Annotated in this window: 21 protein-coding genes; 8 read left to right on the forward strand and 13 right to left on the reverse strand. The window is 57.3% G+C overall.

Going from position 1 to position 25,152, the window contains the following annotated elements:
* Nucleotide 1: 1 nt before the first annotated feature.
* From HHJ16_RS06540 to HHJ16_RS06560, 5 genes are all read right to left on the reverse strand, one after another.
* Nucleotides 2–784, reverse strand: coding sequence for an ABC transporter ATP-binding protein (locus HHJ16_RS06540; protein ID WP_293641714.1), 783 nt, complete (start codon nt 782–784; stop codon nt 2–4).
* The gene (locus HHJ16_RS06545) at nt 781–2,073 is read right to left on the reverse strand and encodes a branched-chain amino acid ABC transporter permease (protein ID WP_293641716.1); all 1,293 of its coding nucleotides are present in this window, start codon (nt 2,071–2,073) and stop codon (nt 781–783) included. Before HHJ16_RS06545 ends, HHJ16_RS06540 begins: the two co-directional genes overlap by 4 nt.
* A gap of 2 nt (nt 2,074–2,075) precedes the next feature.
* Nucleotides 2,076–3,023 carry a branched-chain amino acid ABC transporter permease gene (locus HHJ16_RS06550; RefSeq protein ID WP_293641717.1) on the reverse strand — a complete coding sequence of 316 codons (948 nt, stop codon included), beginning with the start codon at nt 3,021–3,023 and terminating at the stop codon, nt 2,076–2,078.
* Between the two features lie 144 nt (nt 3,024–3,167).
* Nucleotides 3,168–4,400 carry a branched-chain amino acid ABC transporter substrate-binding protein gene (locus HHJ16_RS06555; RefSeq protein ID WP_293641718.1) on the reverse strand — a complete coding sequence of 411 codons (1,233 nt, stop codon included), beginning with the start codon at nt 4,398–4,400 and terminating at the stop codon, nt 3,168–3,170.
* 113 nt (nt 4,401–4,513) lie between these two features.
* Nucleotides 4,514–6,139 (reverse strand): 3-(methylthio)propionyl-CoA ligase, encoded by a 1,626-nt coding sequence (locus HHJ16_RS06560; protein ID WP_293641719.1) that lies wholly within the window; start codon nt 6,137–6,139, stop codon nt 4,514–4,516.
* A gap of 196 nt (nt 6,140–6,335) precedes the next feature.
* Here HHJ16_RS06560 and HHJ16_RS06565 point away from each other — a divergent pair, with 196 nt between their 5' ends.
* From HHJ16_RS06565 to HHJ16_RS06585, 5 genes are all read left to right on the forward strand, one after another.
* Nucleotides 6,336–7,826 (forward strand): protein adenylyltransferase SelO, encoded by a 1,491-nt coding sequence (locus HHJ16_RS06565; protein WP_293641720.1) that lies wholly within the window; start codon nt 6,336–6,338, stop codon nt 7,824–7,826.
* Nucleotides 7,827–7,864: 38 nt separating this feature from the next.
* Nucleotides 7,865–8,275 carry a peptide-methionine (R)-S-oxide reductase MsrB gene (gene msrB, locus HHJ16_RS06570; RefSeq protein WP_293641722.1) on the forward strand — a complete coding sequence of 137 codons (411 nt, stop codon included), beginning with the start codon at nt 7,865–7,867 and terminating at the stop codon, nt 8,273–8,275.
* A 126-nt stretch (nt 8,276–8,401) separates the two neighbouring features.
* Nucleotides 8,402–9,028 (forward strand): septation protein A, encoded by a 627-nt coding sequence (locus HHJ16_RS06575; protein ID WP_293641724.1) that lies wholly within the window; start codon nt 8,402–8,404, stop codon nt 9,026–9,028.
* Between the two features lie 38 nt (nt 9,029–9,066).
* Complete coding sequence (locus tag HHJ16_RS06580) at nt 9,067–9,342, forward strand: BolA family protein (protein ID WP_293641726.1); 276 nt, start codon at nt 9,067–9,069, stop codon at nt 9,340–9,342.
* An 83-nt stretch (nt 9,343–9,425) separates the two neighbouring features.
* The gene (locus tag HHJ16_RS06585) at nt 9,426–10,211 is read left to right on the forward strand and encodes a peptidyl-prolyl cis-trans isomerase (protein WP_293641728.1); all 786 of its coding nucleotides are present in this window, start codon (nt 9,426–9,428) and stop codon (nt 10,209–10,211) included.
* Nucleotides 10,212–10,272: 61 nt separating this feature from the next.
* On the opposite strand, the gene HHJ16_RS06590 is transcribed toward HHJ16_RS06585, so the two are convergent.
* Nucleotides 10,273–10,794, reverse strand: a complete 522-nt coding sequence (locus HHJ16_RS06590) for a DJ-1/PfpI family protein (protein WP_293641730.1) — start codon at nt 10,792–10,794, stop codon at nt 10,273–10,275.
* Nucleotides 10,795–11,122: 328 nt separating this feature from the next.
* Nucleotides 11,123–11,878: a heparan-alpha-glucosaminide N-acetyltransferase gene (locus HHJ16_RS06595; RefSeq protein ID WP_293641732.1), complete on the reverse strand. Its 756-nt coding sequence runs from the start codon at nt 11,876–11,878 to the stop codon at nt 11,123–11,125.
* 167 nt (nt 11,879–12,045) lie between these two features.
* Here HHJ16_RS06595 and HHJ16_RS06600 point away from each other — a divergent pair, with 167 nt between their 5' ends.
* The gene (locus HHJ16_RS06600) at nt 12,046–12,516 is read left to right on the forward strand and encodes a universal stress protein (protein ID WP_293641734.1); all 471 of its coding nucleotides are present in this window, start codon (nt 12,046–12,048) and stop codon (nt 12,514–12,516) included.
* A gap of 158 nt (nt 12,517–12,674) precedes the next feature.
* On the opposite strand, the gene purL is transcribed toward HHJ16_RS06600, so the two are convergent.
* Nucleotides 12,675–16,703 carry a phosphoribosylformylglycinamidine synthase gene (purL, locus tag HHJ16_RS06605; protein WP_293641735.1) on the reverse strand — a complete coding sequence of 1,343 codons (4,029 nt, stop codon included), beginning with the start codon at nt 16,701–16,703 and terminating at the stop codon, nt 12,675–12,677.
* 258 nt (nt 16,704–16,961) lie between these two features.
* Between purL and map the strand changes: the two genes are divergently transcribed.
* Nucleotides 16,962–17,801: a type I methionyl aminopeptidase gene (gene map, locus HHJ16_RS06610; RefSeq protein ID WP_293641736.1), complete on the forward strand. Its 840-nt coding sequence runs from the start codon at nt 16,962–16,964 to the stop codon at nt 17,799–17,801.
* 101 nt (nt 17,802–17,902) lie between these two features.
* Nucleotides 17,903–20,494, forward strand: a complete 2,592-nt coding sequence (locus HHJ16_RS06615; protein WP_293641737.1) for a [protein-PII] uridylyltransferase — start codon at nt 17,903–17,905, stop codon at nt 20,492–20,494.
* Nucleotides 20,495–20,541: 47 nt separating this feature from the next.
* On the opposite strand, the gene HHJ16_RS06620 is transcribed toward HHJ16_RS06615, so the two are convergent.
* From HHJ16_RS06620 to ligA, 5 genes are all read right to left on the reverse strand, one after another.
* The gene (locus HHJ16_RS06620; RefSeq protein WP_293641738.1) at nt 20,542–21,249 is read right to left on the reverse strand and encodes a methyltransferase domain-containing protein; all 708 of its coding nucleotides are present in this window, start codon (nt 21,247–21,249) and stop codon (nt 20,542–20,544) included.
* An 86-nt stretch (nt 21,250–21,335) separates the two neighbouring features.
* Entirely contained in the window at nt 21,336–21,875 is a 540-nt protein-coding gene (gene def, locus HHJ16_RS06625) for a peptide deformylase (RefSeq protein ID WP_293641739.1), read from the reverse strand.
* A gap of 48 nt (nt 21,876–21,923) precedes the next feature.
* The gene (locus tag HHJ16_RS06630; RefSeq protein WP_293641740.1) at nt 21,924–22,130 is read right to left on the reverse strand and encodes a hypothetical protein; all 207 of its coding nucleotides are present in this window, start codon (nt 22,128–22,130) and stop codon (nt 21,924–21,926) included.
* A 133-nt stretch (nt 22,131–22,263) separates the two neighbouring features.
* Complete coding sequence (locus HHJ16_RS06635) at nt 22,264–22,980, reverse strand: MgtC/SapB family protein (RefSeq protein ID WP_293641742.1); 717 nt, start codon at nt 22,978–22,980, stop codon at nt 22,264–22,266.
* Nucleotides 22,981–23,007: 27 nt separating this feature from the next.
* Nucleotides 23,008–25,107, reverse strand: coding sequence for an NAD-dependent DNA ligase LigA (gene ligA, locus HHJ16_RS06640; protein WP_293641743.1), 2,100 nt, complete (start codon nt 25,105–25,107; stop codon nt 23,008–23,010).
* Nucleotides 25,108–25,152 lie beyond the last annotated feature (45 nt).

Below are 25,152 nucleotides of genomic sequence, written 5' to 3' on the forward strand. Positions count from 1 at the left end.
GTTAGTGTTGCCCTGCTTGCTGGTCCGCAACCGGGGAGCCCAGATAGGCCTCCTGAACACGCGGGTCGGCCCGCACTGCTTCGGGGCTGTCATACGCGATGATTTCGCCGTAAACCACTACGGCAATCTTGTCCGCAAGACCGAATACCACACCCATGTCATGCTCTACGGTGAGCAAGGTCTTGCCGATGGTAACTTCCTTGATCAAGCTGATGAAGCGGCTGGTCTCAGAGCGACTCATGCCTGCGGTGGGCTCGTCTAGCAGGATGACGCTGGCACCGCCCGCGATGGTGATGCCGATCTCAAGGGCGCGTTGTTCCGCATAAGTCAGATTGATGGCGAGTACGTCACGCTTTCTGTCGAGCTTGATCATGGCCATCAACTCATCGGCGCGCGCGTTGGCATCATCCAGATCCGCAAGAAACTTGAAGAAGGTGTATTTGTAGCCCAAGCTCCAGAGGACACCACAGCGCAAATTTTCAAATACGCTGAGCTTTGGAAAAATATTCGTAATCTGAAAGCTGCGCGACAGACCGAGCCGATTAATTTCAAAAGGTTTTTTGCCATTGATGACCTGACCGTTGAGCAACACCTCCCCACTGCTGGGTTCAAACCGCCCGCTGATCAGGTTGAACAAGGTCGATTTACCAGCGCCGTTAGGACCAATGATTGCCACCCGCTCCCCGGGTTTGACTGCCAGATTAGCCCCCCGAATGATGGCGGTTTTTCCAAAGTTTTTGCGAAGGTCTTTGAGTTCCAGTGCGTACTGTGGTGCTGCGCTCACAGGGCCTCCCTCCTTTTGATTTCATTTTCTATCGATGCCTGCGCTTCGCCCCATTTCAGGGCAAAACTCCGGCGAGCCATCTCAAAAAACCCCAGGCCCACCAACATCACCGCGGCAGCGGTCGCCCAAGTACCCACAGCGAACGCGTTGAGCTCCAGGCCCATGAAGTGAAGCTGCGAGCCGAGGGCCGCATCAAGCTGCAAGTGGTAAAGCATTTCAATCATCACCGCCGCGCCAACAAAAGCGGTGAAGCCGGTAACCAGCAACGCCAGATAATTACTCCAGAGCGGTTTGAGTTTCCCAAAAGCAGCGACCCGAACGTTCATCATGATCAGGCTGGCAAAGCCGCCGGGTGCAAACATGACCATGAACAAAAACACCAGTCCAAGGTAGAGCAGCCAGGCCTTGGTGAACTCACTCAACAAGACAAACGCCAGCACCATCAGCACTGCACCAATGATGGGACCAAAGAAAAAAGTCGCACCGCCCAAAAAGGTGAACAACAGATAGGCGCCGGAACGGTAACCGCTCACCACCTCGGAGGTAACGATTTCGAAATTTAGCGCTGCCAGGCCACCAGAAATGCCGGCAAAAAAGCCGGCGATGACGAAAGAGACGTAACGTATTTTTTGAGTGTCGTAACCGACAAATTCAACCCGCTCCGGGTTGTCTCGCACGGCGTTCAACATGCGACCCAGCGGCGTGCGGGTAAATGCAAACATCAAGCCGGTACAGATGAAGGTGTATACCGCTATCAGGTAGTACAACTGAATTTGGGGGCCAAAAGTAATACCCAGCGGGTGGGGGCCCGTGACGCGATTGCCCGAAACGCCTCCCTCACCACCGAAAAACTCGGGGAACATGAGCGACATGGCCCAGACGAGTTCACCGATGCCCAAGGTGATCATGGCAAAGGTAGTCCCGGCCTTTTTGGTGGTGACCCAGCCCAAAATTACGGCAAACAGCAGGCCGGCCAAGCCACCCACCAACGGGATCAGGCTGACAGGCAATGGCAGCCGCCCCTGGCTGACCAAATTCAAGGTATGAATGCCGATAAATGCGCCCAGCCCTGAGTACACCGCATGTCCGAAGCTCAGCATGCCGCCCTGCCCCAAGAGCATGTTGTAGCTCAGACAAACAATGATGGCGATGCCCATTTGCGACAGGATGGTCTGGCTCAGGCTGCTGGTGAAGACCAGCGGCACCAGCACTAACAACAGTGCAAAAAGGCTCCAGATCATGAGGCGTCCAATATTCAGACGCTTGAGGGGGTAAAAATTGGATCCCATGACTAGCCCTCTCTGGTACCCAGAAGACCCTTGGGCCGGAACGTCAACATCAGCACCAGAAACAGGTAAGGCAGGATCGGCGCGATCTGACTGATCTTCAGCTTCAATACCGCGTAGCCGAATGTTTCTGGCGACACGGTCAACCCAAGCCCTGCAGCGGCACTTACCAGGGAGCTGTCCACGGCGACTGCAAACGTCTGGATAACGCCAATCAACACAGAGGCCAGAAACGCTCCGGCCAGCGAACCCATACCACCGACCACCACGACCACGAAAATCACCGAACCAACCGCGGCGGCCATGCCGGGTTCTGTCACAAAGGCGTTGCCACCAATCACACCGGCCAAACCGGCCAGTGCCGCACCACCGCCAAATACCAGCATGAATACGCGTGGCACATTATGGCCAAGCGCCTCCACCGTCTCTGGATGGGTCAAAGCGGCCTGGATCACCAGTCCGATACGGGTCCGAGTCAGCAGCAACCAGATCGCCAACAACATAAAAAGCGCTACCAGCATCATGAATCCGCGGTACATCGGAAACTGTGTTCCATAGAGCGTAAATAAGGGACCTTTCAAGGCCTCAGGCACTCGGTAGTCGACGGCGATACGACCCCATACAAGTTGTACCAGCTCCACCACGATGTAGCTCAAACCGAAAGTGACGAGCAGTTCAGGAACGTGACCAAATTTGTGGACACGACGCAGGCAGAATTTCTCGAACACCGCGCCAATCACGCCGACCAGCAAAGGGGAGATGATCAACGCGGGCCAGAAGCCCACCAGACTGGTGACTGTATAGCCAAAGTAGGCGCCCAACATATAGAAGGAGGCGTGCGCAAAGTTCAGCACGCCCATCATGCTGAAAATCAGCGTAAGGCCCGAACTCAGCATAAACAACAGCAGACCGTAGCTCAGCCCGTTCAAGAGCGAAATAGTGAAAAACTCCATGCGGTACCCATCAAATCAGCGGCTTGGTCCAGCCGCTTTAAAAAAGGAGCCTGTCACGACTTGTCCTAAACGTGTCGGCAAGACGATATAAAAGGCCAGTTGAAGCTGCAGCCACCCGGGCGCCAAGTGGTCTGCAACAGCCAATCAAGGGCGCTTCATTTGGCAGCTGGTCGGGGTACTTGCGATATAGGAGTCCAGGTATTTAACCGGTGCAAAGGTATAGCCGGTGTTCTCGACGCTGTAGCTGTTTTTGGCATCCACCTTTTGCCATTTCGAGATGAACAGGCCTTGTTGCATCTGATGGTCCGATTTGCGCATTTGCGATTCGCCGTTGAAGCCCTTGAATGTCAAGCCTTCCATGGCTGAAGCCACCTTCATGGGATCGGTCGACTTGGCTTTTTTCATGGCTTCGGACAACAGGACAATACCGTTATAAATAGAGAAAGTGTAAAAATCGTCGTTGTACTTCTTTTTGAACTCTCTCATGAGGGTGCCGAGCTCTCCGGTGTAGTTGGAGTGGTTGTAGGCAATCTGGTAAACCTCAATGTCACCCGCCGCCGCAAGCGCAGTCGGTGTGCCTGACACGCCTGCGTAATAGGCATAAATTGGAATCTTCAAGCCAGCCTCGGTAATCGCCTTGACCAGCAGGGTCATGTCCTGCCCCCAATTGCCCGTGACCAATGTATCTGCACCTGACGCTTTGATTTTTGCCACGTAGGGTGCAAAGTCTTTCACTTGCCCGAAAGGATGCAAATCTTCCCCTACGATCTTGGCGTCTGGACGCTTGCGGGCCAGACCTTCCTTGAAATACTTGGCAACCTGCTGGCCGTGCGAGTAATTCTGGTTCAGCAAATACACCTTTTTGACCTTGGGCTGATCCTTCATGAAGGAGGTCAAGGCTTCCATTTTCTCGGAGGTGTCTGCATCCAGCCGAAAATGAGCGAAGGAACACTTCTCATTGGTCAATGCAGGATCAACCGCTGCGTAATTCAGAAAAACAACTTCTTTACCAGGGTTACGCTCATTGTGTTTAGCAATAGCGTCTGCCAGCGCCAAAGCCACCGCCGACCCATTGCCCTGAGCGACGTAACGAATCCCCTGGTCAATCGCAGACTTCAGTCCATTGAGTGCTTCCTGAGGGGAGTTCTTGCTGTCGATGCCCACAATCTCGAATTTGACACCCGCCACATTCTTGGCGCCGCTAAGCTGGTCAGAAATGAACTGCCAGCTTTTCAGCTGGTTCTGACCCACGTTCCCGAAAGGTCCCGATAGACCTTCGATCATGGCGATTTTGACGGTTTCGCCCTTTTGGGCATAAACCATCGATGCACCAGCCAGCATCACCCCTACCACTAAAAATTTCAGAGCAAACCTCATTGCATGTCTCCTTCGTTTATTGACGCTTGAGCGTACAAGTTTTGTTCACCGCACAGATCAGGGATTGCCCCTAGAACACCCTCTGACTATCACGTGGGTGACTCGTTGCAGATTCAGATTGGCAGCTTGTAGTCTTTCAGCAGTTCCCGCAGCCTGGTTTTCAGCATCTTGCCGGTGGCGCCCATCGGCATCACATCGACGAACACCACGTCATCAGGTATTTGCCATTTGGCTGTCTTGCCCTCGTAGAACTTGATGAGTTCATCGCGTGTGACTTCCATGCCCGGCTTCCTGACCACGGCGATGATGGGTCGCTCATCCCACTTGGGATGCGCGACGCCGATACACGCCGCCATGGCCACGGCCGGATGCGCCACAGCAATGTTTTCAATGTCGATGGAGCTGATCCACTCGCCGCCCGATTTGATGACATCTTTACTGCGGTCGGTGATCTGCATATAACCATCCGCGTCAATGGTCGCTACGTCACCGGTGGGGAACCAGCCATCGACCAGGGGGTCACTGCCCTCGCCCTTGTAGTACTCACGCAGGATCCACGGACCCTTGACGTAAAGATCGCCATAGGTTTTCCCATCCCAAGGGAGTTCCTTGCCAGCCTGGTCGACGATTTTCATGTCGACACCGTAAATGACCCGCCCCTGTTTGAGTCGGATCTTCATTTTTTCTTCAGCGGACAGGACGTCATGCTTGTTTTTGAGTGTGCAGAGCGTGCCCAGAGGACTCATTTCCGTCATGCCCCAGGCATGCAGCACTTCCACGCCATAGTCGTCATTGAAGGCCTTGATCATGGCGGGGGGGCAGGCCGAGCCGCCAATAACCGTGCGGCGCAGTGTGGAAAACCGCAGACCGGCTGGTTTCATATGCGTCAAAAGCATTTGCCAGACGGTGGGCACGCCCGCTGCGTAGGTCACCTTTTCCGCTTCGATCAGTTCGTAAACCGACTTGCCATCCAGCGCTGGACCCGGAAACACCAACTTGGCGCCGGTGAGCGCCGCCGAGTAGGGAATGCCCCAGGCGTTGACGTGAAACATGGGCACGACAGGCAGGATGGCATCGCGCGCCGATATGCACATCACATCGGGCAGTGCCGCCGCATAAGCATGCAAGGTGCTGGAGCGGTGGCTGTACAACGCCGCCTTGGGATTCCCGGTAGTGCCGCTGGTGTAACACATGCTCGAAGCGGTGTTCTCATCAAAACTAGGCCAAATGTAGTCGCCAGATTGCGCATTGATCCAGCTTTGGTAGCTTAAAAGATTGGGAATACCCGAATCGACGGGAAGTTTGTCCGCATCGCAGAGCGCAATGTAGTGCTTGATGGTGGGGCACTTGCTGTGCACAGCCTGCACCAGCGGCAAGAAGCTCAGATCAAAACACAGTACTTGGTCTTCTGCGTGGTTGGCGATCCATGCAATCTGGTCGGAATGCAGGCGGGGATTGATGGTGTGAAGCACCCGGCCCGAGCCACTGACTCCATAGTAAAGTTCGAAGTGCCGGTACCCATTCCACGCCAGCGTGGCCACGCGGTCGCTAAAACCAAGCTTCAGCGCATCCAGGGCATTGGCGACCTGGCGCGACCGATGAGCGGCATCCTTATAGGTGTAGCGATGCATGTCGCCTTCCACACGGCGCGACACGATTTCCGCGTCGCCATGATGGCGTGCCGCGAATTCGATCAATGACGAGATCAGCAGTGGCTGGTTTTGCATCAAACCTAACATCGATTACTCCCTTTCTTGCCCGGATAGGCGTGCTTTTAAATTCGAATATCTTGTGCGTGGATAGTACAGTGCCTACCGCCCCGCCTGCCTCGGGAAAATCCGTAGTTGCGCCACCTTGGCGACATTCATTTACCCGACTCCGAAACGACTTAACCTCGTCCGCGCAGGGCTGTTGGCGCGATAGCACAATATTGCTATGACCGCTGCCACCGACAACCCACCTGCTGCGCTGAATTTTGCCGAACCGGGTCTGAAATGGAATAACAGTTTTGCCCGCTTGGGCCCTGATTTCTATACGGAACTTCAGCCTCAACCCATGCCGTCCCCCTATTGGATGGGGCGCAACCAAGCCCTTGCGCGTGAACTTGGGCTAGGAGACCATTGGCTTGAGTCCAGCGAGGCACTTGCAGCGCTAACTGGCAACCAGGTGCTGGCCGGTTCCCACCCCCTGGCCAGCGTTTATAGCGGCCACCAATTCGGCATGTGGGCCGGGCAATTGGGGGATGGCCGGGCGCTGTTGCTTGGAGAGATCCAAACTTCGCAGGGACCGCAGGAAATCCAACTCAAAGGCGCGGGCAGCACGCCCTACTCGCGCATGGGAGACGGCCGCGCCGTGCTGCGCAGCTCTATTCGCGAGTTTTTGTGCTCAGAAGCCATGCATGGCTTGGGCATTCCGACCACCCGAGCCTTGTGTGTCACGGGCTCGGATGCCCTGGTGCGGCGCGAAGAAATGGAAACCGCTGCCGTCGTGACGCGCACCGCACCCAGCTTTATCCGCTTCGGCCATTTCGAGCACTTCAGTTACTCCGGCCAGCAGACCCAGCTCAAAATGCTGGCCGACTACGTCATCGACCGGTTTTACCCCGCTTGCCGTGAAGCAAAGCAGCCCTATGCGGCGCTCCTTGAAGCGGTCAGCGAACGCACAGCGCACCTCATGGCGGCCTGGCAAGCGGTGGGGTTTTGCCACGGTGTCATGAATACCGACAACATGAGCATTTTGGGTTTGACCATCGATTACGGCCCGTTCCAGTTTCTCGATGCATTCGATCCCGCCCACATCTGCAACCATTCCGACACCCAGGGCCGCTACGCCTATAACAGGCAACCCAACATCGCCTACTGGAACCTGTTTTGTCTGGGGCAGGCTTTGCTGCCGCTGATAGACGACCAAGACCAGGCGTTGGCCGCCCTCGAATCGTATAAAACCGTTTTCCCCAAGGCGCTGGAAGCCAAAATGCGCAACAAGCTAGGCCTGAGCGATGAGCAACCGCAAGACAAGCAGCTCATAGAAAACACCTTCAGACTACTCGCCAGCAACAAGGTGGACTACACCATTTTCTGGCGCCGCTTGAGCGGTTTTACCCCGCAAAGTGGTCACGAACCGGTGCGCGATCTGTTTTTCGATCAAGAGTCCTTCACTACTTGGGCGCAGCAGTATTCAGAGCGGATCGGCCAAGAAGACCCAGCGCCAAGGGCCGATTTGATGCTTAAAAACAACCCGAAGTTTGTACTGCGCAATCATCTTGGCGAGGAAGCCATACGCGCCGCGAAACTAAAAGACTTTTCCGGCATCCATACCTTGTTGACCGTCCTGCAGACCCCATTTGCTGAACACCCTGACCACGAGCACCTTGCCGACTTTCCGCCCGACTGGGCGGCTTCCATAGAAATCAGTTGCAGCTCGTAGCGCTGCTTTTCTTTCAACCCGCGAGGACTCCCCTAATCATGAGCACCAAAATTCAGAAAACCGATGCCGAATGGCAGGCTTTGTTAGCAGAGAAAAAAGCGGAGGCGGGCGCCTTCGAGGTCACCCGTCATGCCGCCACTGAGCGCCCATTTACGGGAAAATACGATAAAAACCAGGTAAGCGGAAGCTACCGCTGCATGTGTTGCGGCGCCGAGCTTTTTGACTCATCTACCAAATTCGATGCAGGCTGTGGCTGGCCCAGCTTCTCCGAGGAAGTCAAGGTCGGCGCGATTGAAGAGCATGTTGACCGGGCGCATGGCATGACCCGCACTGAAACCGTCTGCGCAAACTGCGGTGCGCACCTTGGCCACGTATTCCCCGATGGACCTACCCCCACCGGATTGCGCTACTGCATGAACTCCGCCTCGCTGGACTTCAAGCCGCGTTAAAAAAGGCGCAGAGTTTTTTGCGTATCACGCAGCCCTGAGGGCTTAGATCTTTGTTGGCGAGACCACAGGTTGCTTTGTTTGGCCCACAGGTCCGCTCGCGACCTACAGCTCCGCCATAATCACACCATGAAAATTTTGTTCGATTTTTTGCCGATTGCCCTTTTTTTTGGCATGTTCAAGTATGCCGAAGGCCACAAAGACTGGGCCGCCAGCATCGCCACGGACTGGCTGGGTTTTATGGTGTCGGGTGGCGTGGTTGGTTTGACTGAAGCGCCCGTTCTGCTGGCGACGGTAGTGGTGATCGTCGCTACGCTTGCGCAGATTCTCTGGCTAAAGGCCCGTGGCCGAAAAATTGATGCCATGCTTTGGGTCAGCCTGGCACTCGTCACCGTGCTGGGCAGCGCCACCATTTACTTCCACAGCGAAAGCTTCATCAAATGGAAACCGACGGTGCTGTACTGGGTTATGGGCGGCGCATTGCTGGTTGGCCAATTGGTACTCAAGAAGAACGGCATCAAGTCATTAATGGGCGCGCAGATGATCCTGCCGGATACTGTCTGGCGCACCGTGAATTTCAGCTGGGTTGCGTTTTTTATCCTCATGGGATTTCTTAATCTATGGGTGGCCTTTAACTTTCCGACCAGTACCTGGGTCAACTTCAAACTTTTTGGTGGTTTGGGTCTGATGCTGCTATTTGTGTTTATTCAGGCGGTTTACCTGAATAAACACATCAAACCGGGCACCACGCCATGAGCGGAAGCATAGGTGCAGGCCTTGGAGGAAATGGTAGGATGCTCCGACCTGTTCGCGCAACCGAGATCGAGCAGCAGCTGACGGATCGGCTCCAGCCGACGCTGCTGGAAGTGCTAGACGAAAGCGCCGCCCATGCGGGCCACAGTGGTGCTAATGCTCAGGGTTTCGGCTCGCATTTTCGCGTCCGTATTGCGAGTCCGCAATTTGTCGGCAAAAGCCGCGTGGCGCGACACCGGCTTGTGTATGATTCACTTCAAAATTTCATTGATCAGGGCCTTCACGCCTTGGTCATTGAAATCATTGAATCGCCCTGAGACCCATTGATTTGCCGCAAAACGGCAACCCAATTGCCAATCGTAATCAACTCCCCACACCACCAAAGGAATTCAAGAAAATCATGAAGAAACAATTTTTCCTGGCAACCGCCGTTGCAGGCTTACTAGTACTGGGTGCGCAGGGTGCCCTCGCCCAGAATCTGGCCATCGTCAATGGCAAAGCGGTGCCCAAGACTCGTCTGGATGCGCTGGCGCAACAAGTGGCTCGCTCTGGCCGTCCGGTCACGCCCGAGATGGAAGGTCAGTTGCGCGAGGAAGTCATCGCGCGCGAAGTATTCGTGCAGGAAGCCGAAAAACAGGGCCTGTCCACCAGCGACGACTTCAAGGCGCAGATGGAACTGGCCCGCCAGGCGATTTTGATTCGGGAACTGTTTACCGACTACCAGAAAAAAAATCCGGTGACTGATGCCGAACTCAAAGCGGAGTACGACAAATTCGCGGCGGCCAACGGCGGCAAGGAATACAAAGCTCATCACATTCTGGTCGAGAAAGAAGCCGAGGCGAAGGCCATTATTGCCAGCCTGAAAAAAGGTGGAAAATTTGAAGACATTGCGAAAAAGCAATCCAAAGATACCGGCTCTGGCGCTAAAGGCGGTGACCTTGATTGGGCCAATCCTTCAAGCTATGTACCTGAGTTCAGCGCGGCGTTGCTGAAGCTGAACAAGGGCCAGACGACGGATACGCCCGTAAAAACGCAATTTGGATATCACATCATCCGGGTAGACGACGTGCGGGCGGCCAAGTTGCCAGCGTTCGAGGAAGTCAAGCCGCAAATCGCTCAGCAGATGTTGCAGCAAAAGCTTGGGGCTTTCCAGGAAGAACTGCGTAAAAAAGCCAAAGTGGAATAGTGAGAAATCTAAGCTCATAAAAAAAACGGCCTCGGCCGTTTTTTTTATGGCGCTAAAGGATTCATACCCTCGGCGGATCGGTTTCCCGCTTCATGTGCCGATGCAACGCCGCGGCTGCAATAAACGTTTGAGTGACTTCGGCCGTGCGGCCAGAACCAGCTGCCGCGATGATCAAGCCAGTGTCTGGCCTACCGTCCGGCAGCGTGGTGGGCACGCCAGCTTTATCAAGCAACCCCTTCGAGGCGCCCAGTACCAGTAGCGCTTTGCAGTGGCGGTATTGGTCCTTGATGAACTCCATCGTGTGATCCTCCTTGGCCAGCGCTTCGACGCCTGCCTTGCCATCCGGCAACACCAGCGCATCAAACAGGAAACCGGCTTCGTTTTCGAGCGACACCTCTGCCGTGAGCGCGCCACCGTCCGCAGTGGCGACAAGCCCGATGCGCGGACCCACCAGACACGGCACCGCTCCTTTAGCCAACAACGCTTCCTGCACCTGCAAGACCAATTCGCCGTCCACGCCAGGCGCCATCAATAGCGCGATTTTGCGGCCTTGGATGGAGCCGTCGCCCGGCCATGCCGTCAAAGACAGCGTCGGGGAAACAGTGACTTCAGGCTTGGCGGGTTTGGCCAGCCCACGCGGTCCAAGGACTCAATGCTGGCATTCACGCCCTCCGGCGCCATGCTCCCGGTCTTTTTAGTTTCATTTTCCAACGTTGTAGGGCACCGCCGTTCATCGCAGCCAGTATTTTGTTGGCGCGAAAGTTGTCCTTGCTTCGTGTGGACAAGTTTGTTGATGAGACACTTGGAAAAGCGAAAAACCGAGGCGGGGCGGGGCTTGTGCGATGCTGCCTATGTTTTAAGCGCGGGCTTCAAAAAAGGGCTTGGGCCGCACTTCTTCTTTCAGGTTGACGCTATTTCAGCGCACCCACGATCATGAGCAGCCCGATCAGAACGGGTTGGTGCAGCAGGTAATAACTCAAACTCCAGCGGCCTAACCACGCCAGCGGACGAGTCACCGCACCTCCGTCGTGTCGGAACCATTGAGGCCGGTGCTGCAACGCCCAGGTGCCGGTCGCCATGCCGAACCACATGACCCCCAGCCAGGGAATCAGCGGCACATAGTCCTCGGTGTTGGGTTTACGGCTAATCAGACCCAGCCAGTTAAATGTGTTTTGGTTCAGAAAATCGACTCCGGCCCAGGCGGAATGCGCGTAACCAGCTACAAATTGCATCGCAACTGCCGCCCCTCCCAGAACCCATAGCCAGCCGCCCCAGCCAGCCGTGAAGCGCACGATGAGGAGCATCACAGCCATGCCGTGTAATACCCCAAAATAAATAAAGCTTTGTGGAAACATCCAGTAAGAGCCTGCTGTGACCAGCAACGCGCACCCCGCCACCTGGCCCCAGCGGCGCCAAAAACGCGGCCAGCCCTGACCCCGTTGCACGGCGATCGACTGCCCAAGGCCGGCTGTAAAAAGAAACAGGCTGACAATCGCCGTGCGCTGCCAAGTCCAGAACGGGTCGGCATAAAAGTTTTGTTTCAGGTAACCAAAGTGATTCAGGTCAAAGCAGAAGTGAAACGCAGTCATCCAGACGATCGCCGCACCGCGCAGGGCGTCCACGGAGTCAAAGCGGGAGGCTGCAGGGTGGTTGGGTGGGGCGGTCATACGGTAACGATACCGCAAGCATGGCCGCGCCAAAAACCCAAGCACTCTCGGGGTAGGTAAGATCCTGCAAAGTAGATAGCCGACAGAACGACCAATAGAGCTTTCCAAGCGTCTGGTCAGCCGTTGTCGCTCACTGGCCATTACCCGTCTTTAACAAGGAATACCTGATGAAAATTCTTCTGCCCATTGACGGCACCGAACTGTCACTGCACGAAGTGCGTTTTGCGCTGCGGCTGGTCAGCGAAGGACTGCAGGCCAATTTTTTGCTGGTCAATGTGCAGGAAGCGGCCAACCTGTATGAAATCGTCACTGCGCCTGATCCCGAAGTGCTGGAGAACGTGAGCCACGCCGCAGGCGAAGACGCGCTGCAGTCCGCGCTCGCGCTGTTGCAGAATGCTGGTATTGCCTGCGAAACCGAGGTCGTGTCGGGTGATCCGGCCCACGCCGTGCTGGAACTGATTGAGCAGTACGGCTGCGACTTGGTCATCATGGGCACGCGCGGCCGAGGCCTGCTGCGCAGCGCGCTCAACGGTTCGGTTGCGCAAACGCTGCTGCATGACGCGCCGGTGCCCGTGCTGATAGTCAAACCGCCTCAGGAACCCGAGGCAATCGACAGCGACTTCGAAGACGCTCGATAGCCCGGTTTTGCTGGTGCCAGCACCAGCGAGCGACAGATGATCACCGGCGGGTCTCCCTGCGTTCTATTTCACCCCCTGGCGGCCTCCAGGGTTCGCCAGATAAGCGCTAGTGCTTAGGTGCTCGGCGGCAGCTTGCAGCGCTTCGTAAAGCTGCCCGACTAGCCCACCCATCGGCGCGCGTTGTGCCACAACTGCATCCACGGACTCAAGCTTGCCGGATCCTCAGGGGTCCAGCTCATCTGAATGTTGCGAAACACGCGCTCGGGGTGCGGCATCATGGCGGTAAAACGGCCGTCGGCGGTAGTGATTGCCGTCAAACCGCCTGCGCTGCCATTAGGGTTGGCGGGGTAGGCTTCGGTTGCTTGGCCGTGGTGGTCGGTAAAGCGCATGGCGGCAATCGCTTTTGACGCATCGCCGCGGTAGGCAAAGTTGGCGTATCCCTCGCCATGCGCCACCGCGATCGGCAGGCGCGTACCCGCCATGCCCTGCAAAAAAAGGCTGGGGGAATCCAACACTTCGACCTGACTCAGGCGCGCCTCGAAGCGTTCGCTGCGATTGGTGGTAAATCGGGGCCAGGCTTCAGCGCCCGGAATGATATCGGCCAGTTCGGCGAACATCTGGCATCCGTTACACACGCCCAAGCCAAAGGTATCCGGTCGGGCAAAGAAGGTTTTGAACTGGTCGGCCAGCGCCGGGTTAAAGGTAATTGATCGTGCCCAGCCCACGCCCGCGCCCAGGGTATCGCCATAGCTGAAGCCACCGCAGGCCACTAGGCCGGCAAAGTCCGATAACCTGGCACGGCCGCTTTGCAAGTCGGTCATGTGCACATCGAAAGCTTCAAATCCGGCCCGTGTGAAGGCGTAAGCCATTTCCACATGCGAGTTGACCCCTTGCTCGCGCAGCACAGCCACTTTCGGCCGGGAGAGGTTTAGTGCGGGTGACGCCAGTACCTTGACTGGATCAAACGTCAAGTGGACGTGCAGGCCCGGGTCAGCAAGGTCGCCCGCCGAGGCATGCTCGGCATCGGCACACGCCGGATTATCGCGCTGCTGGCAAATTTTCCAGCTAACGGCATCCCACACCTGATGCAGATCCTGTAGTTTGGCCTTGAATACCACTTTGGTATCGCGCCAAATCTGAACCTCGCCCTTGCCCACTTCTAACGCGGCGTGCTGAGGACGGGTCTTGCCGATCAAGTGGCTGAACTTGGAAAGTTCGTGCTTACGCAAGGTTTGCATCACCTCATCGCGGACTTCGGTCCGCACCTGAATGACGGCCCCCAGCTCTTCGTTAAACAGCGCCTTGAGCGTCAGCTCTTCACGGCGTGGGGCGACTTGTGTCGCCCAGTTTTTGCTATCACCGGCGTCCATGCGGCTATCGCTGATGCCGTCGCCCTCAAGAATCAGCATGTCGACGTTGAGTGATACCCCCACATGTCCGGCGAAGGCCATCTCGCAGGCGGTCGCAAACAGACCGCCATCGCTGCGATCGTGGTACGCCAGAATCCGCCCTTGCGTGCGCAACTCGTTAATGGCGTTGACCAGATTGACCAAGTCTTTCGGATCGTCCAGATCAGGTACCTCGCCGCCTTCGAGGTTCAGGGTTTGAGACAGGATGGATCCACCCATGCGACGCTGACCCTTGCCCAGATCGATCAAGATCAGCGTTGTGTCAGCCTCTTGCGCGTTCAACGCGGGCGTGAGTGTGCCGCGCACATCCGCCAGCGTGGCGAAAGCAGTGACGATCAGCGACACCGGCGACAACACTTTTTTGCGCTCGTTGCCATCGGACCAGACCGTGCGCATGGACAGGGAATCCTTGCCAACCGGAATCGAGATGCCCAGCGCCGGACACAGCGCCATGCCCACCGCCTTGACGGTTTCGTACAAAGCGGCGTCTTGTCCTGGCTCGCCACAGGCGGCCATCCAGTTGGCCGACAGCTTCACACGCGGCAACTCGATGGGAGCCGCCAATAAGTTCGTAATGGCTTCAGCCACCGCCATGCGGCCCGAAGCAGCGGCGTTACTGGTCGCCAGCGGCGTGCGCTCACCCATGCTCATGGCCTCGCCGGAGAAACCTTTGTAGTCCGCCAGCGTCACCGCACAATCAGCCACCGGCACTTGCCAGGGCCCGACCATCTGGTCGCGGTGTGTGAGTCCGCCCACCGTGCGGTCGCCGATGGTGATCAAAAACCGTTTCGACGCCACCGTGGGGTGGCTCAGCACGTCAATACCGCTTTTTTGCAGATCGATCCCGGTCAGGTCCATCGGCTTGATGGCATTTGCGGTGCTTTTTACGCTGCGGTGCATTTTGGGCGGCTTGCCCAGCAACACATTCATGGGCATGTCGACCGGTGCGGCAGCGACGCCGTTCGACAACACCAGTTGTTGGTCTTCAGTCGCTACGCCGATCACGGCGAACGGGCAGCGCTCGCGTTCGCAGAAGGCCTCAAACTGTGGCAACGATTCGGGAGCAATCGCCATCACATAGCGTTCCTGGCTTTCGTTGCTCCAGATTTCCTTGGGCGACAGGCCGCTTTCTTCGAGCTTGACGGCCCGCAGGTCGAAACGCGCGCCGCGCCCGGCGTCATTAACAAGCTCAGGGAACGCATTGGACAGCCCACCGGCGCCCACGTCGTGAATCGCCAGAATCGGGTTGGCCGCACCCAGCTGTGCGCACTGGTTTATCACTTCCTGCGCGCGGCGTTCGATCTCGGGATTTCCACGCTGCACCGAATCGAAGTCGAGTTGGGCTGCATTGGCGCCTGAGGCCATGGAACTTGCTGCGCTGCCGCCCATGCCGATGCGCATGCCGGGGCCGCCCAGCTGGATCAGCAGCGAACCGGCGGGAAACAATATTTTGTGGGTAAGCCCCGCATCGATGGTGCCGATGCCGCCAGCAATCATGATGGGCTTGTGGTAACCCCAACGTTGGCCGCCTACGGTTTGCTCGTATTCGCGGAAATAGCCTGCAAGATTGGGACGACCAAACTCGTTGTTGAAAGCTGCGCCGCCCAGCGGGCCCTCAATCATGATCTGCAACGCGCTGGCAATCTGCTCCGGCTTGCCGTAGTCACCATCAAAAAGTTTTGAAACCGTGAAACCCGTTAACCCTGCTTTAGGTTTCGATCCGCGACCGGTAGCACCTTCATCGCGGATTTCCCCGCCCGCACCGGTTGCTGCGCCCGGACACGGGGAAATCGCCGTCGGGTGGTTGTGCGTCTCGACCTTCATCAGCACATGGGTCAGAACGCCGTCTGTGGCGCTGTAGGTTTGACAGCTGCCTGCGCCTTGTGGTGCGGGAGTAGCCGGCGATTTCGCATAAAAACGCTGGATTTTTGCGCCTTCCATGACCGACGCGTTGTCTGAATACGCCACTACCGTGTGCTGGGAGTGCAGCCGCTCGGTGTTCCGAATCATGGCAAACAGGCTCTTGTCTTGCACAACACCGTCAATTGTGAAGTCAGCGTTAAATATTTTGTGACGGCAATGCTCGCTATTGGCCTGGGCGAACATCATGAGCTCAACATCGGTGGGGTTGCGCTGGAGCTGGGTAAAAGCAGTCACCAGGTAGTCGATCTCATCAGCGGCCAGCGCCAGGCCATACTCGGTGTTGGCCCGCTCCAGCGCCGTTTTACCGCCTTCCAGAACGTCGATGACTTGCAGCGGCGCGCTTTGCAGCTCGGTGAAAAGGCCTGCCGCAGTCTGCGCCCGGTCGAACACCACGCTTTCAGTCATGCGGTCGTGGAGCAACGCAGCGACCTGGTCGTGCTGCGCAGCCGTCAGCGCAGTCTTGCTGAAAAAACCGGACTTCAGCGTCAAGCGAAATTCTGTAATGCGCTCAATGCGCTTGATTGCCAAGCCGCAGTTGTGCGCGATATCGGTTGCTTTAGAGGCCCAAGGCGACACCGTGCCAAAACGCGGCGACACGATAAACAACAAGGTGTCGGCAGCGTCTCCCCCCAGTTGAGCGGAAGGGTCGCCATAGGTCAGCAACGCTGTCAATTGGTTTTTTAACGAATCCGTCGGCGCTGTCTCGGTGGCCACCAGGTGCACAAAACGGGCGCTGATGCCGACGATTTTGTCGTGAATTGTTTGCAGACGCGGCAGCAGTTGCTGAACGCGGAAGTCGCTCAGGGCGCTGATCCCGTGGGGATCGCCCTCAAAAGTCGTCAGATGCAGGGTCACAGCGGTGGCCTTGTGGTGAAGTGTGAAAAGAGACAGCCGGCAAGTTGGATTTTTTGGGGTTTAACACTGCCCGCCGCAAAGAACTTTAGCAACAATTGTTTAAAAATTTGCGGGGTTCGCGTTAACCCCAATTTTATCAGCCCCTCCCGGAACCGTTTCAATTGACTTGTCTTTTATCGCGGGACCCGGAGAAACGCTAAAAGCCCTTGGCAGGCCCACCGGAATACATACGAAATAGTCCAGTGGGATAATCACTGCATGAGTATTACTTACAAAGATGCGGCCGGAATTGAAGGTATGCGGGTGGCCTGCCGGCTCGCTTCCGAGTTGCTGGATTACCTGACCCCCTTCGTCAAACCGGGCGTGACCACCAATGAAATAGACCGCCTCGCGCATGATTACATGACGCAGGTTCAAGGCACTATTCCGGCCACCCTCGGCTACCAGCCGCCCGGCTATAGCGCCTACACGAAATCGCTTTGCAGTTCTGTTAATCACCAGGTGTGCCACGGCATTCCAAACGACAAGCCGCTTAAAAAAGGCGACATCGTCAATCTCGATGTGACCGGCATCAAAGATGGCTGGCACGGCGACAGCAGTCGTATGTTCTTGGTGGGCGAGGTTTCAATTGCCGCCAAGCGGCTCTGCCATGTCACCTACGAGGCCATGTGGCACGGCATCATGCGTGTGAAACCTGGGGCACGGCTGGGGGATATTGGTTCTGCGATCCAGCTATTTGCTGAAAAACAAGGGTTTTCCATCGTCCGTGAGTTTTGTGGCCACGGCATTGGTGCCGGCTTCCACGAGGACCCTCAGGTGCTTCACTACGGCCGTCCCGGCACGCTGGAAGAACTCAAGCCTGGCATGACGTTCACGATCGAGCCGATGATTAACGCGGGCAAGCGCGACATCAAGGACGGTCCTGAAAAAGATGGCTGGAGCATCGTGACCCGCGACCATTCGCTGTCAGCCCAATGGGAACACACTGTTCTGGTCACCGAAACGGGGTACGAGGTGTTAACACTGTCCGCCGGCAGCCCGCCGATTCCCGCGTTTGTTCCCCAAAATAATCCGCAGCAAGCCACCGTGGGCGCCTGACGTCCTGCTGCCGTTGCCGTCATCACTACCCCTTGCGCTATTGAACTGTTGAACGTTTGCTAACCACGGCTCAGAGCCGATTCACCCATGACTGAACTGGTATGACTGAACTGGGTGATGTGCGCGATCAGTACCGCGCAGGGAAAACTGCATTGCTGACGTCGCTGGCGACCAGTGGTTCGTCCTACCGCAGCATTCACGGCCTGCTGCGAAAGCTGAGCAAACACACGGAGACCACGTTGCGATTGCTTTGGCAACGCGCAGACTTTCCCGCAGCCGCGTGTCTGATCGCGGCAGGCGGTTTTGGCCGAGGCGAGCTGTTTCCGCATTCAGACGTCGATGTGTTGCTGTTGCTGCCCGACGATGTCGACGTCGAACACGATCCGACCCTCAAGGCCAAGGTCGAAAGCTTTATCAGCAATTGCTGGGATAGCGGCTTGGAAATTGGCTCCAGCGTACGAACAACGGCCGACTGCGTCGAAGAAGCGGCCAAAGACGTCACGGTCCAGACCTCCCTGCTTGAGATGCGGTTGATTGCTGGCTCGAAGGAGAACTTCGCCAAGCTCCAACAGCAACTTGATGCAGTGCTCGACCCCAAGGCGTTCTATGTCGCCAAGACGCTGGAACTGCGCCAACGTCACAACAAGTTTGAAGATACGCCCTACGCACTGGAGCCCAATTGCAAGGAGTCACCGGGTGGCCTGCGGGACCTGCAGGTGGTGCTCTGGGTCGCGCGGGCAGCCGGGCTGGGCAAGTCGTGGGACGATCTGGCCGAAAGCGGCCTCGCCACCGCTTTTGAAATACGCCAAATTAAGGCCAACGAAGCGTTGCTTAGTCTGATACGCGCGCGCCTGCATCTGATTGCGGGACGGCGCGAAGACCGGTTGGTGTTTGACCTTCAAACGGCTGTCGCAGAATCCTTTGGTTATTCCGCCGAATCTGACGATGGCATCAGGTTGCCACGCCGCGCCAGCGAGGCGCTGATGCGCCGCTACTACTGGGCCGCCAAAGCGGTGACCCAACTCAACCAGATCTTGCTGCTCAATATCGAAGAGCGCCTCAACCCCACCACCTACCCGCTGCGTCAAATCAATGAACGGTTTTGCGACAAGGCCGGCATGCTGGAGGTGGTTAGCGACGACTTGTACGCACGCGAGCCGCATGCCATTCTGGAAACTTTCCTGTTGTATGAAACCACGGTGGGCATCAAAGGGCTTTCGGTCCGTACCTTGCGTGCGCTCTACAACGCCCGGGGCGTGATGAACAGCAAGTTTCGCAACGACCCGGTGAATCGCAGCACCTTTCTGCGCATACTGCAACAGCCCGAGGGCATCACACACGCTATGCGCCTGATGAACCAGACCTCGGTGCTAGGCCGTTACCTCTGGATCTTCCGGAACATCGTCGGGCAGATGCAGCACGACCTGTTTCACGTGTATACCGTCGACCAGCACATCCTGATGGTGCTGCGCAATATGCGGCGCTTTTTTATTGCGGAGCATTCGCACGAGTACCCTAAGTGCTCACAGCTGGCCGCTGGCTGGGACAAGCCCTGGATTTTGTATGTCGCGGCGCTTTTCCACGACATTGCCAAAGGACGCGGCGGCGATCATTCCGAACTGGGGCGTCAAGAAGTGCGTGTTTTCTGCCGCCAACACGGCATCGCTGCTGAAGACGCTCAACTGATCGAATTTCTGGTGGGCGAACACCTGAGCATGAGCCGTATCGCCCAGAAGGAAGACCTCAGCAACCCCGAAGTAATTGCCGCATTTGCCGAACGCGTGGGCAATGAACGCTACCTGACTGCCCTGTACCTGCTGACCGTGGCAGACATTCGCGGTACCAGCCCCAAAGTCTGGAATGCCTGGAAAGGCAAGTTGCTCGAAGACCTCTACCGCTACACGCTGCGCGTACTGGGCGGCCGCGCACCCGATGCAGCGGCCGAAGTGGAAGCCCGCAAGCGCGAAGCGCTGACCACGCTTGCCCTGCACGCCGAACCTTTTGAGGCGCATAAGGCCCTGTGGGCCACGCTGGATGTCAGTTACTTCATGCGCCACGAGGCCAGCGATATTGCCTGGCACGCGCGGCAGCTGTCGCGCCACGTGGGCAAAGCCAAGGTGATCGTTCGCGCACGCCGCTCCCTCGCCGGCGAAGGCATGCAGGTGCTGGTGTACACACCCGATACGCCTGACCTGTTCGCGCGCATCTGCGGCTATTTTGACCAGGCAAGTTTCAGCATTTTGGACGCCAAGGTTCACACGGCCAACAATGGCTACGCAATCGATACCTTTCAGGTGGTCAGCCCGACGCTGGCCGAGCATTACCGCGAGCTGGCCAGCATGGTCGAAGCGGAACTGGAACGCACGCTTGAAAATCAGGGGCCACTGCCGCTTCCGGGCAAGGGCCGTGTCTCGCGCCGCGTCAAAAGCTTCCCGATTGCGCCACGGGTCGATTTGCGACCCGATGAACATGCTCAACGCTGGTTGCTCAGTGTCTCGGCAAGCGACCGCGTCGGACTGCTGTACTTAATCGCTCGGGTCCTGGCCCGGCACCGCATCAACCTGCAACTGGCCAAGGTCACGACGCTGGGTGAGCGCGTGGAAGATACCTTTTTGATTGACGGTCCAGAACTGCAACACAACAAAGCGCAGATTGCGATCGAGACCGAGTTGCTGGAAGCGCTGAACGCCTGAAGACACGGCGGGTGTTGGCCCATCGCGTGTCTTTTTGAGGCACTTTGTCAGGCTGTTGACGTTCTGAAGTATCGGAGTAATCGACCTTTGTACTTGCCACCGTCGTCGGGCAGTGCGGAAATATGCGTCTCGCTGCGTGAATAGCCCAGGGACTCCATTTTCCGGTTAAATCTGACCCGATTGCCGCGGTCGGGATCCACAATCAGCACTTCCACCTCGGGCCGCGCATGCAGATCTATGAAGCGCGACAGCACTTCCGGCTGCCCCCGGTCATACAAAACATCGCTGCCAATAATCAGGTCAAAGCGATCCAACAGCGGGTTGTTGCGGGCCCAGTTTGCGGTCAGGTATTTGATGGGAGGCAGCCGATTGAGTTTGAGGTTCTCGTCTAAAAAATCAGCGGCCAGGGGATGGCAATCGCTGGCGGTGATGTCGCCGCCTCGCCGATGAATGACCAGACTGGCTAATGCCAAGCCGCACCCCAATTCCAAAATGCGTTTGCCTTCCACTTCAAACGTCAGCATGGCATGGGCGAGGACGCGACCGGATGGCCAAAGCAGGCCGAAAATCGGCCAGGCCGACGAGGAAATGCCTTCGCGATCAGCCGCGCCGAGGGGATCGTAAAATTGTTGCCGATCCAGCAGGGAGCGCAGTTGCAGGTCGGCTCCGATGCCGTGAATCGTCTCAAGCTTGACCTGATAGCTCTCCGGTTCAGAGACCGTTGCTTTGGACGGCACGTCGGGGGCATGCGGCATGGCTAAAAACTTCCCGCGTCCGCTACGCGACGATGGAAATTCAGTGGCGCGGAGAAGCTACAGGCAGTCACGAGAATCGCCCCGGATCAGTCGTCTTTGGAGGCATCAAGTCCCGGGAACAGCACCTCGGTGTAGCCAAACTGGGCAAAGTCCCGGATCCGCATGGGGTAAAGCTTGCCAATCAGATGGTCGCATTCATGTTGCACGACGCGGGCATGAAAGCCAGCCACCGTACGGTCAATCGGATCGCCGTATTGATCAAAACCTGTGTAGCGAATGTGCGAAAAACGCGGCACAACGCCACGCAGACCGGGCACCGAAAGGCACCCTTCCCAGTCGCTTTCTTCCTGCGGGCTCAAGGGCGTGATCAACGGGTTAAGCAAAACAGTTCGAGGCACCTGCGGTGCGTCCGGGTAGCGGAGATTGGGTGCATCAGTACCGAAAATAACTACCTGCAGAGCGACACCAATCTGCGGCGCGGCCAGCCCTGCCCCATCCACCGCCTGCATGGTGTCGAACATGTCTGAAATCAGCAGGTGTAAGTCGTCGGTGTCAAATTGCGTCACGGGTGGCGCAACGCGCAACAGCCGTACGTCGCCCATTTTTAAAATTTCGCGGATGGTCATGCACCAATTATCGCGGCGCAGACCCGTTTGTGCAGCGCGTGATTCGTCTTAACGCCAATCCCTATGGCCATGGTGCTCTTGGTATCCGTAATAACCAGGGCCGGGCACTACGATGATTGGCGCCGGCTCAACGTAAACAGCACGCGCAGGATACACGGCAACCGGGCGCAACCCGATAGGCGCTACCACGCAGCCCGACAACAATGTGGCGAAGCCGGCGGCGGCAAGCCAAGCGGAAAAACGAAGGACATTCATGAAAAGCTCCTGTGCAGTGAGAGCTCTTAACGTGAGACTTTCCCGCGCGGCATGACGCACGCCATGCAAATTTCGGTAACGCCTTGTAAGCAGACGCTAGCTGCCGTCTTGGTCGGCGGCGCTCTGCAAAGCGCTAGTCGGTGGTGCTGGCACTCCAGTAGGCTTGGCTGACCATCGGCAAATCAGCCAGCCGCTGGACCATCTGATCCATGACCTTGCCATCGACAGCGGTGGCGGCCAAGGTGGCCTCGATCTTGACATCCTCATCCCCGAAAGCGTGGACTTCCAGATCATGGGTCGGATATTGCAAGCTTTCGAGCTCTTTTTCGAGAATGACCAAGACCTCTTTTTGTCGCTCTCCGCTGGTGACAACGTAAACCGAGTTGGTCACCTCGGCAGACTTTACATCCAGCGGCTGGCGGTTGATCTGGTCAACAATCGGCCGCAACAAGGTATTGGCAGCCAGCACGAAGAGCGTGGCCAGCGCCGCCTCCACCACCAGACTCGCGCCAGCGCACGCACCCACGGCACCAGAGCACCACAGGGTGGCGGCGGTATTGAGCCCGCGCACATTCCCTTCCTCCCGCATAATCACGCCCGCCCCCAGAAACCCGATGCCCGAAACGACGTAGGCGACCACCCGCACGGCACCGTCCTGACCCATCAGCCGGCTGGCCATATCCACAAAAATAGCAGCGCCTAGCGCGACCAGCACGTTGGTTCTCAGGCCAGCGGTGCGTTGCCGGTACTGGCGCTCCAGTCCAATCAGCCCGCCCAACACAAAGGCCGCAGTTAGGCTCACCACCGAATTCAGTAGTGCGGGGAAATTAATATTCTGGAACGCCTGCATGCGCTCTCCTTAAAAGTCGGCTGATGTTCACTGAACCGTGGAGGCCAAAAGGACCAGCAAGGCGGCCTCATCAATTACCGTCACACCCAGCGTTTCCGCCCTGGCCAGTTTGCTGCCCGCCTCGGCGCCCGCCACCACGTAATCCGTTTTTTTGCTGACTGAGCCTGCCACTTTTGCGCCTGCGGCCTCAACGCGGTCCTTGGCTTCGTCCCGGCTCAAGGTCGGCAAGGTGCCCGTAATCACAAAGGTCTTGCCTGCCAGCGGTTTGGCGGCAACTGCGATCCGCTCACCCTCCTCCCAATTCACACCGCACGCGCGAAGTTGCTCGACCACTTCACGGTTGTGCGGTTGGTCGAAGAAAGTGCGCAGGCTTTGCGCGACGATGGGGCCGACGTCGTCGACCTCAAGCAGCTGCTCTACCGTAGCCGCCATGACAGAATCAAGCTTACCAAAATGGCGTGCCAATGCTTTTGCGGTGGCCTCCCCCACATGTCGAATACCCAAGCCGAACAAAAAGCGCGGCAGCGTGGTCTGCTTTGATTTTTCCAACGCTTCCAGCAGGTTATTGGCCGATTTTTCGGCTATTCTGTCCAAACTGGCGAGCGCCGTGAGGCCCAGCTTGTAAAGGTCTGGCAAAACCCGAACCACGTTGGCATCCACCAATTGTTCGACCAGTTTGTCGCCCAGGCCGTCAACTTCAACGGCGCGCCGATGCGCAAAATGCAGGATGGCTTCTTTGCGCTGGGCCGCGCAGAACAAGCCTCCGGTACAGCGGTAGTCGGCCTCGCCTTCTTCGCGCACGGCTGCCGAGCCGCACACGGGGCAAACGCGCGGCATGGAAAATAGCTGCGCATCGGGCAAGCGCTTGTCGAGCAGCACGCTCACAACTTCGGGAATGACGTCTCCGGCGCGGCGAACGATGACCGTGTCGCCCACTCGAACGTCCTTGCGGCGCGCTTCGTCTTCGTTGTGCAGGGTAGCGTTGGTGACTGTGACGCCGCCGACAAACACGGGCGCCAGTTTGGCCACCGGCGTCAACTTGCCGGTGCGGCCCACTTGAACCTCAATACCGAGCACGATCGTGAGCTGCTCCTGGGCGGGGTATTTGTGCGCCACCGCCCAACGTGGTTCGCGCGTGACAAACCCCAGCTTTTTTTGCAGCGTGAGGCTGTTGACCTTGTAAACCACGCCATCAATGTCATAGGGAAGGCGGTCACGCTGCTCGCCTATGTTCTTATGGAAGGCTATTAATTCAGCAGCTCCCTGTGCAATCTGCGTCTGCGCTGCAACCGGAAATCCCCACGATTTCAAGGTCATCAGCAGCTGAAAATGGGTGTCGAAGAAAGGGCCGCCTTGTGGTACCGGTGTCATGTCGCCCACGCCGTAAGCAAAGAAGCTCAGACGCCGTTGCGCTGCAATGGCGGGGTCCAACTGGCGTACGCCGCCGGCTGCGGCGTTGCGTGGATTCACAAAGGTTTTTTCGCCCTTCGCACCTTGAGCAATTTTTTCACGCTGCTTTTCGTTCAGTGCTTCGAAATCGGCACGACGGATGTAGACCTCACCGCGCACTTCCATCACGTCAGGCGCGTCTGCAGGCAGTCGCAGCGGAATTTGCCGGATGGTGCGAATGTTCTGCGTAACGTCCTCACCGACCTCGCCGTCGCCACGCGTGGCGGCCTGCACCAGCACGCCATGCTCGTAGCGTAAGCTCATGGCGAGGCCATCGAACTTGAGCTCACCGACGTACTCAACCACCGAATCGGTGTCGGTCAGACCCAGCTCTTTGCGCACCCGGGTGTCGAAATTTTGTACCCCCGTCGCCTCGGTGTCAGTCTCGGTGCGAATGCTGAGCATGGGCACTTTGTGGCGCACGCTGGCAAATTGGTCCAGCGGCTTGCCCCCCACCCGCTGCGTCGGAGAGTCCGCTGTCAACAGCTCGGGATGGGCTCCTTCAAGGTCTTGCAACGCTTTAAACAGCTTGTCGTATTCGCTGTCGGGAAGGGTCGGCTCATCGAGCACGTAGTAGCGGTGGGCGTGAGTCTGAAGCTCGGTTCTTAATGCCGCTATGCGATCAGCGACGGACGTCAGCGGCGACGTTGACCGCCCAAACAGGTCAAGGGTTGCCATGGGAAAGATCAAAACAAAGCATGCGAAAAACCCGAAAAATCAGAA

Origin of the sequence: Polaromonas sp., from assembly GCF_012927485.1 — a bacterium.
Classification (GTDB): Bacteria; Pseudomonadota; Gammaproteobacteria; order Burkholderiales; family Burkholderiaceae_C; genus Polaromonas.

Excerpts from the sequence above, each read along its gene's own strand:
- HHJ16_RS06545 (WP_293641716.1), bottom strand. The coding sequence starts at position 2,073 with ATGGGATCCAATTTTTACCCCCTCAAGCGTCTGAATATTGGACGCCTC.
- HHJ16_RS06550 (WP_293641717.1), bottom strand. The coding sequence starts at position 3,023 with ATGGAGTTTTTCACTATTTCGCTCTTGAACGGGCTGAGCTACGGTCTG.
- HHJ16_RS06555 (WP_293641718.1), bottom strand. The coding sequence starts at position 4,400 with ATGAGGTTTGCTCTGAAATTTTTAGTGGTAGGGGTGATGCTGGCTGGT.
- HHJ16_RS06560 (WP_293641719.1), bottom strand. The coding sequence starts at position 6,139 with ATGTTAGGTTTGATGCAAAACCAGCCACTGCTGATCTCGTCATTGATC.
- HHJ16_RS06565 (WP_293641720.1), top strand. The coding sequence starts at position 6,336 with ATGACCGCTGCCACCGACAACCCACCTGCTGCGCTGAATTTTGCCGAA.
- msrB (WP_293641722.1), top strand. The coding sequence starts at position 7,865 with ATGAGCACCAAAATTCAGAAAACCGATGCCGAATGGCAGGCTTTGTTA.
- HHJ16_RS06575 (WP_293641724.1), top strand. The coding sequence starts at position 8,402 with ATGAAAATTTTGTTCGATTTTTTGCCGATTGCCCTTTTTTTTGGCATG.
- HHJ16_RS06580 (WP_293641726.1), top strand. The coding sequence starts at position 9,067 with ATGCTCCGACCTGTTCGCGCAACCGAGATCGAGCAGCAGCTGACGGAT.
- HHJ16_RS06585 (WP_293641728.1), top strand. The coding sequence starts at position 9,426 with ATGAAGAAACAATTTTTCCTGGCAACCGCCGTTGCAGGCTTACTAGTA.
- HHJ16_RS06595 (WP_293641732.1), bottom strand. The coding sequence starts at position 11,878 with ATGACCGCCCCACCCAACCACCCTGCAGCCTCCCGCTTTGACTCCGTG.
- HHJ16_RS06600 (WP_293641734.1), top strand. The coding sequence starts at position 12,046 with ATGAAAATTCTTCTGCCCATTGACGGCACCGAACTGTCACTGCACGAA.
- map (WP_293641736.1), top strand. The coding sequence starts at position 16,962 with ATGAGTATTACTTACAAAGATGCGGCCGGAATTGAAGGTATGCGGGTG.
- HHJ16_RS06615 (WP_293641737.1), top strand. The coding sequence starts at position 17,903 with ATGACTGAACTGGGTGATGTGCGCGATCAGTACCGCGCAGGGAAAACT.
- HHJ16_RS06620 (WP_293641738.1), bottom strand. The coding sequence starts at position 21,249 with ATGCCGCATGCCCCCGACGTGCCGTCCAAAGCAACGGTCTCTGAACCG.
- def (WP_293641739.1), bottom strand. The coding sequence starts at position 21,875 with ATGACCATCCGCGAAATTTTAAAAATGGGCGACGTACGGCTGTTGCGC.
- HHJ16_RS06630 (WP_293641740.1), bottom strand. The coding sequence starts at position 22,130 with ATGAATGTCCTTCGTTTTTCCGCTTGGCTTGCCGCCGCCGGCTTCGCC.
- HHJ16_RS06635 (WP_293641742.1), bottom strand. The coding sequence starts at position 22,980 with ATGCAGGCGTTCCAGAATATTAATTTCCCCGCACTACTGAATTCGGTG.
- ligA (WP_293641743.1), bottom strand. The coding sequence starts at position 25,107 with ATGGCAACCCTTGACCTGTTTGGGCGGTCAACGTCGCCGCTGACGTCC.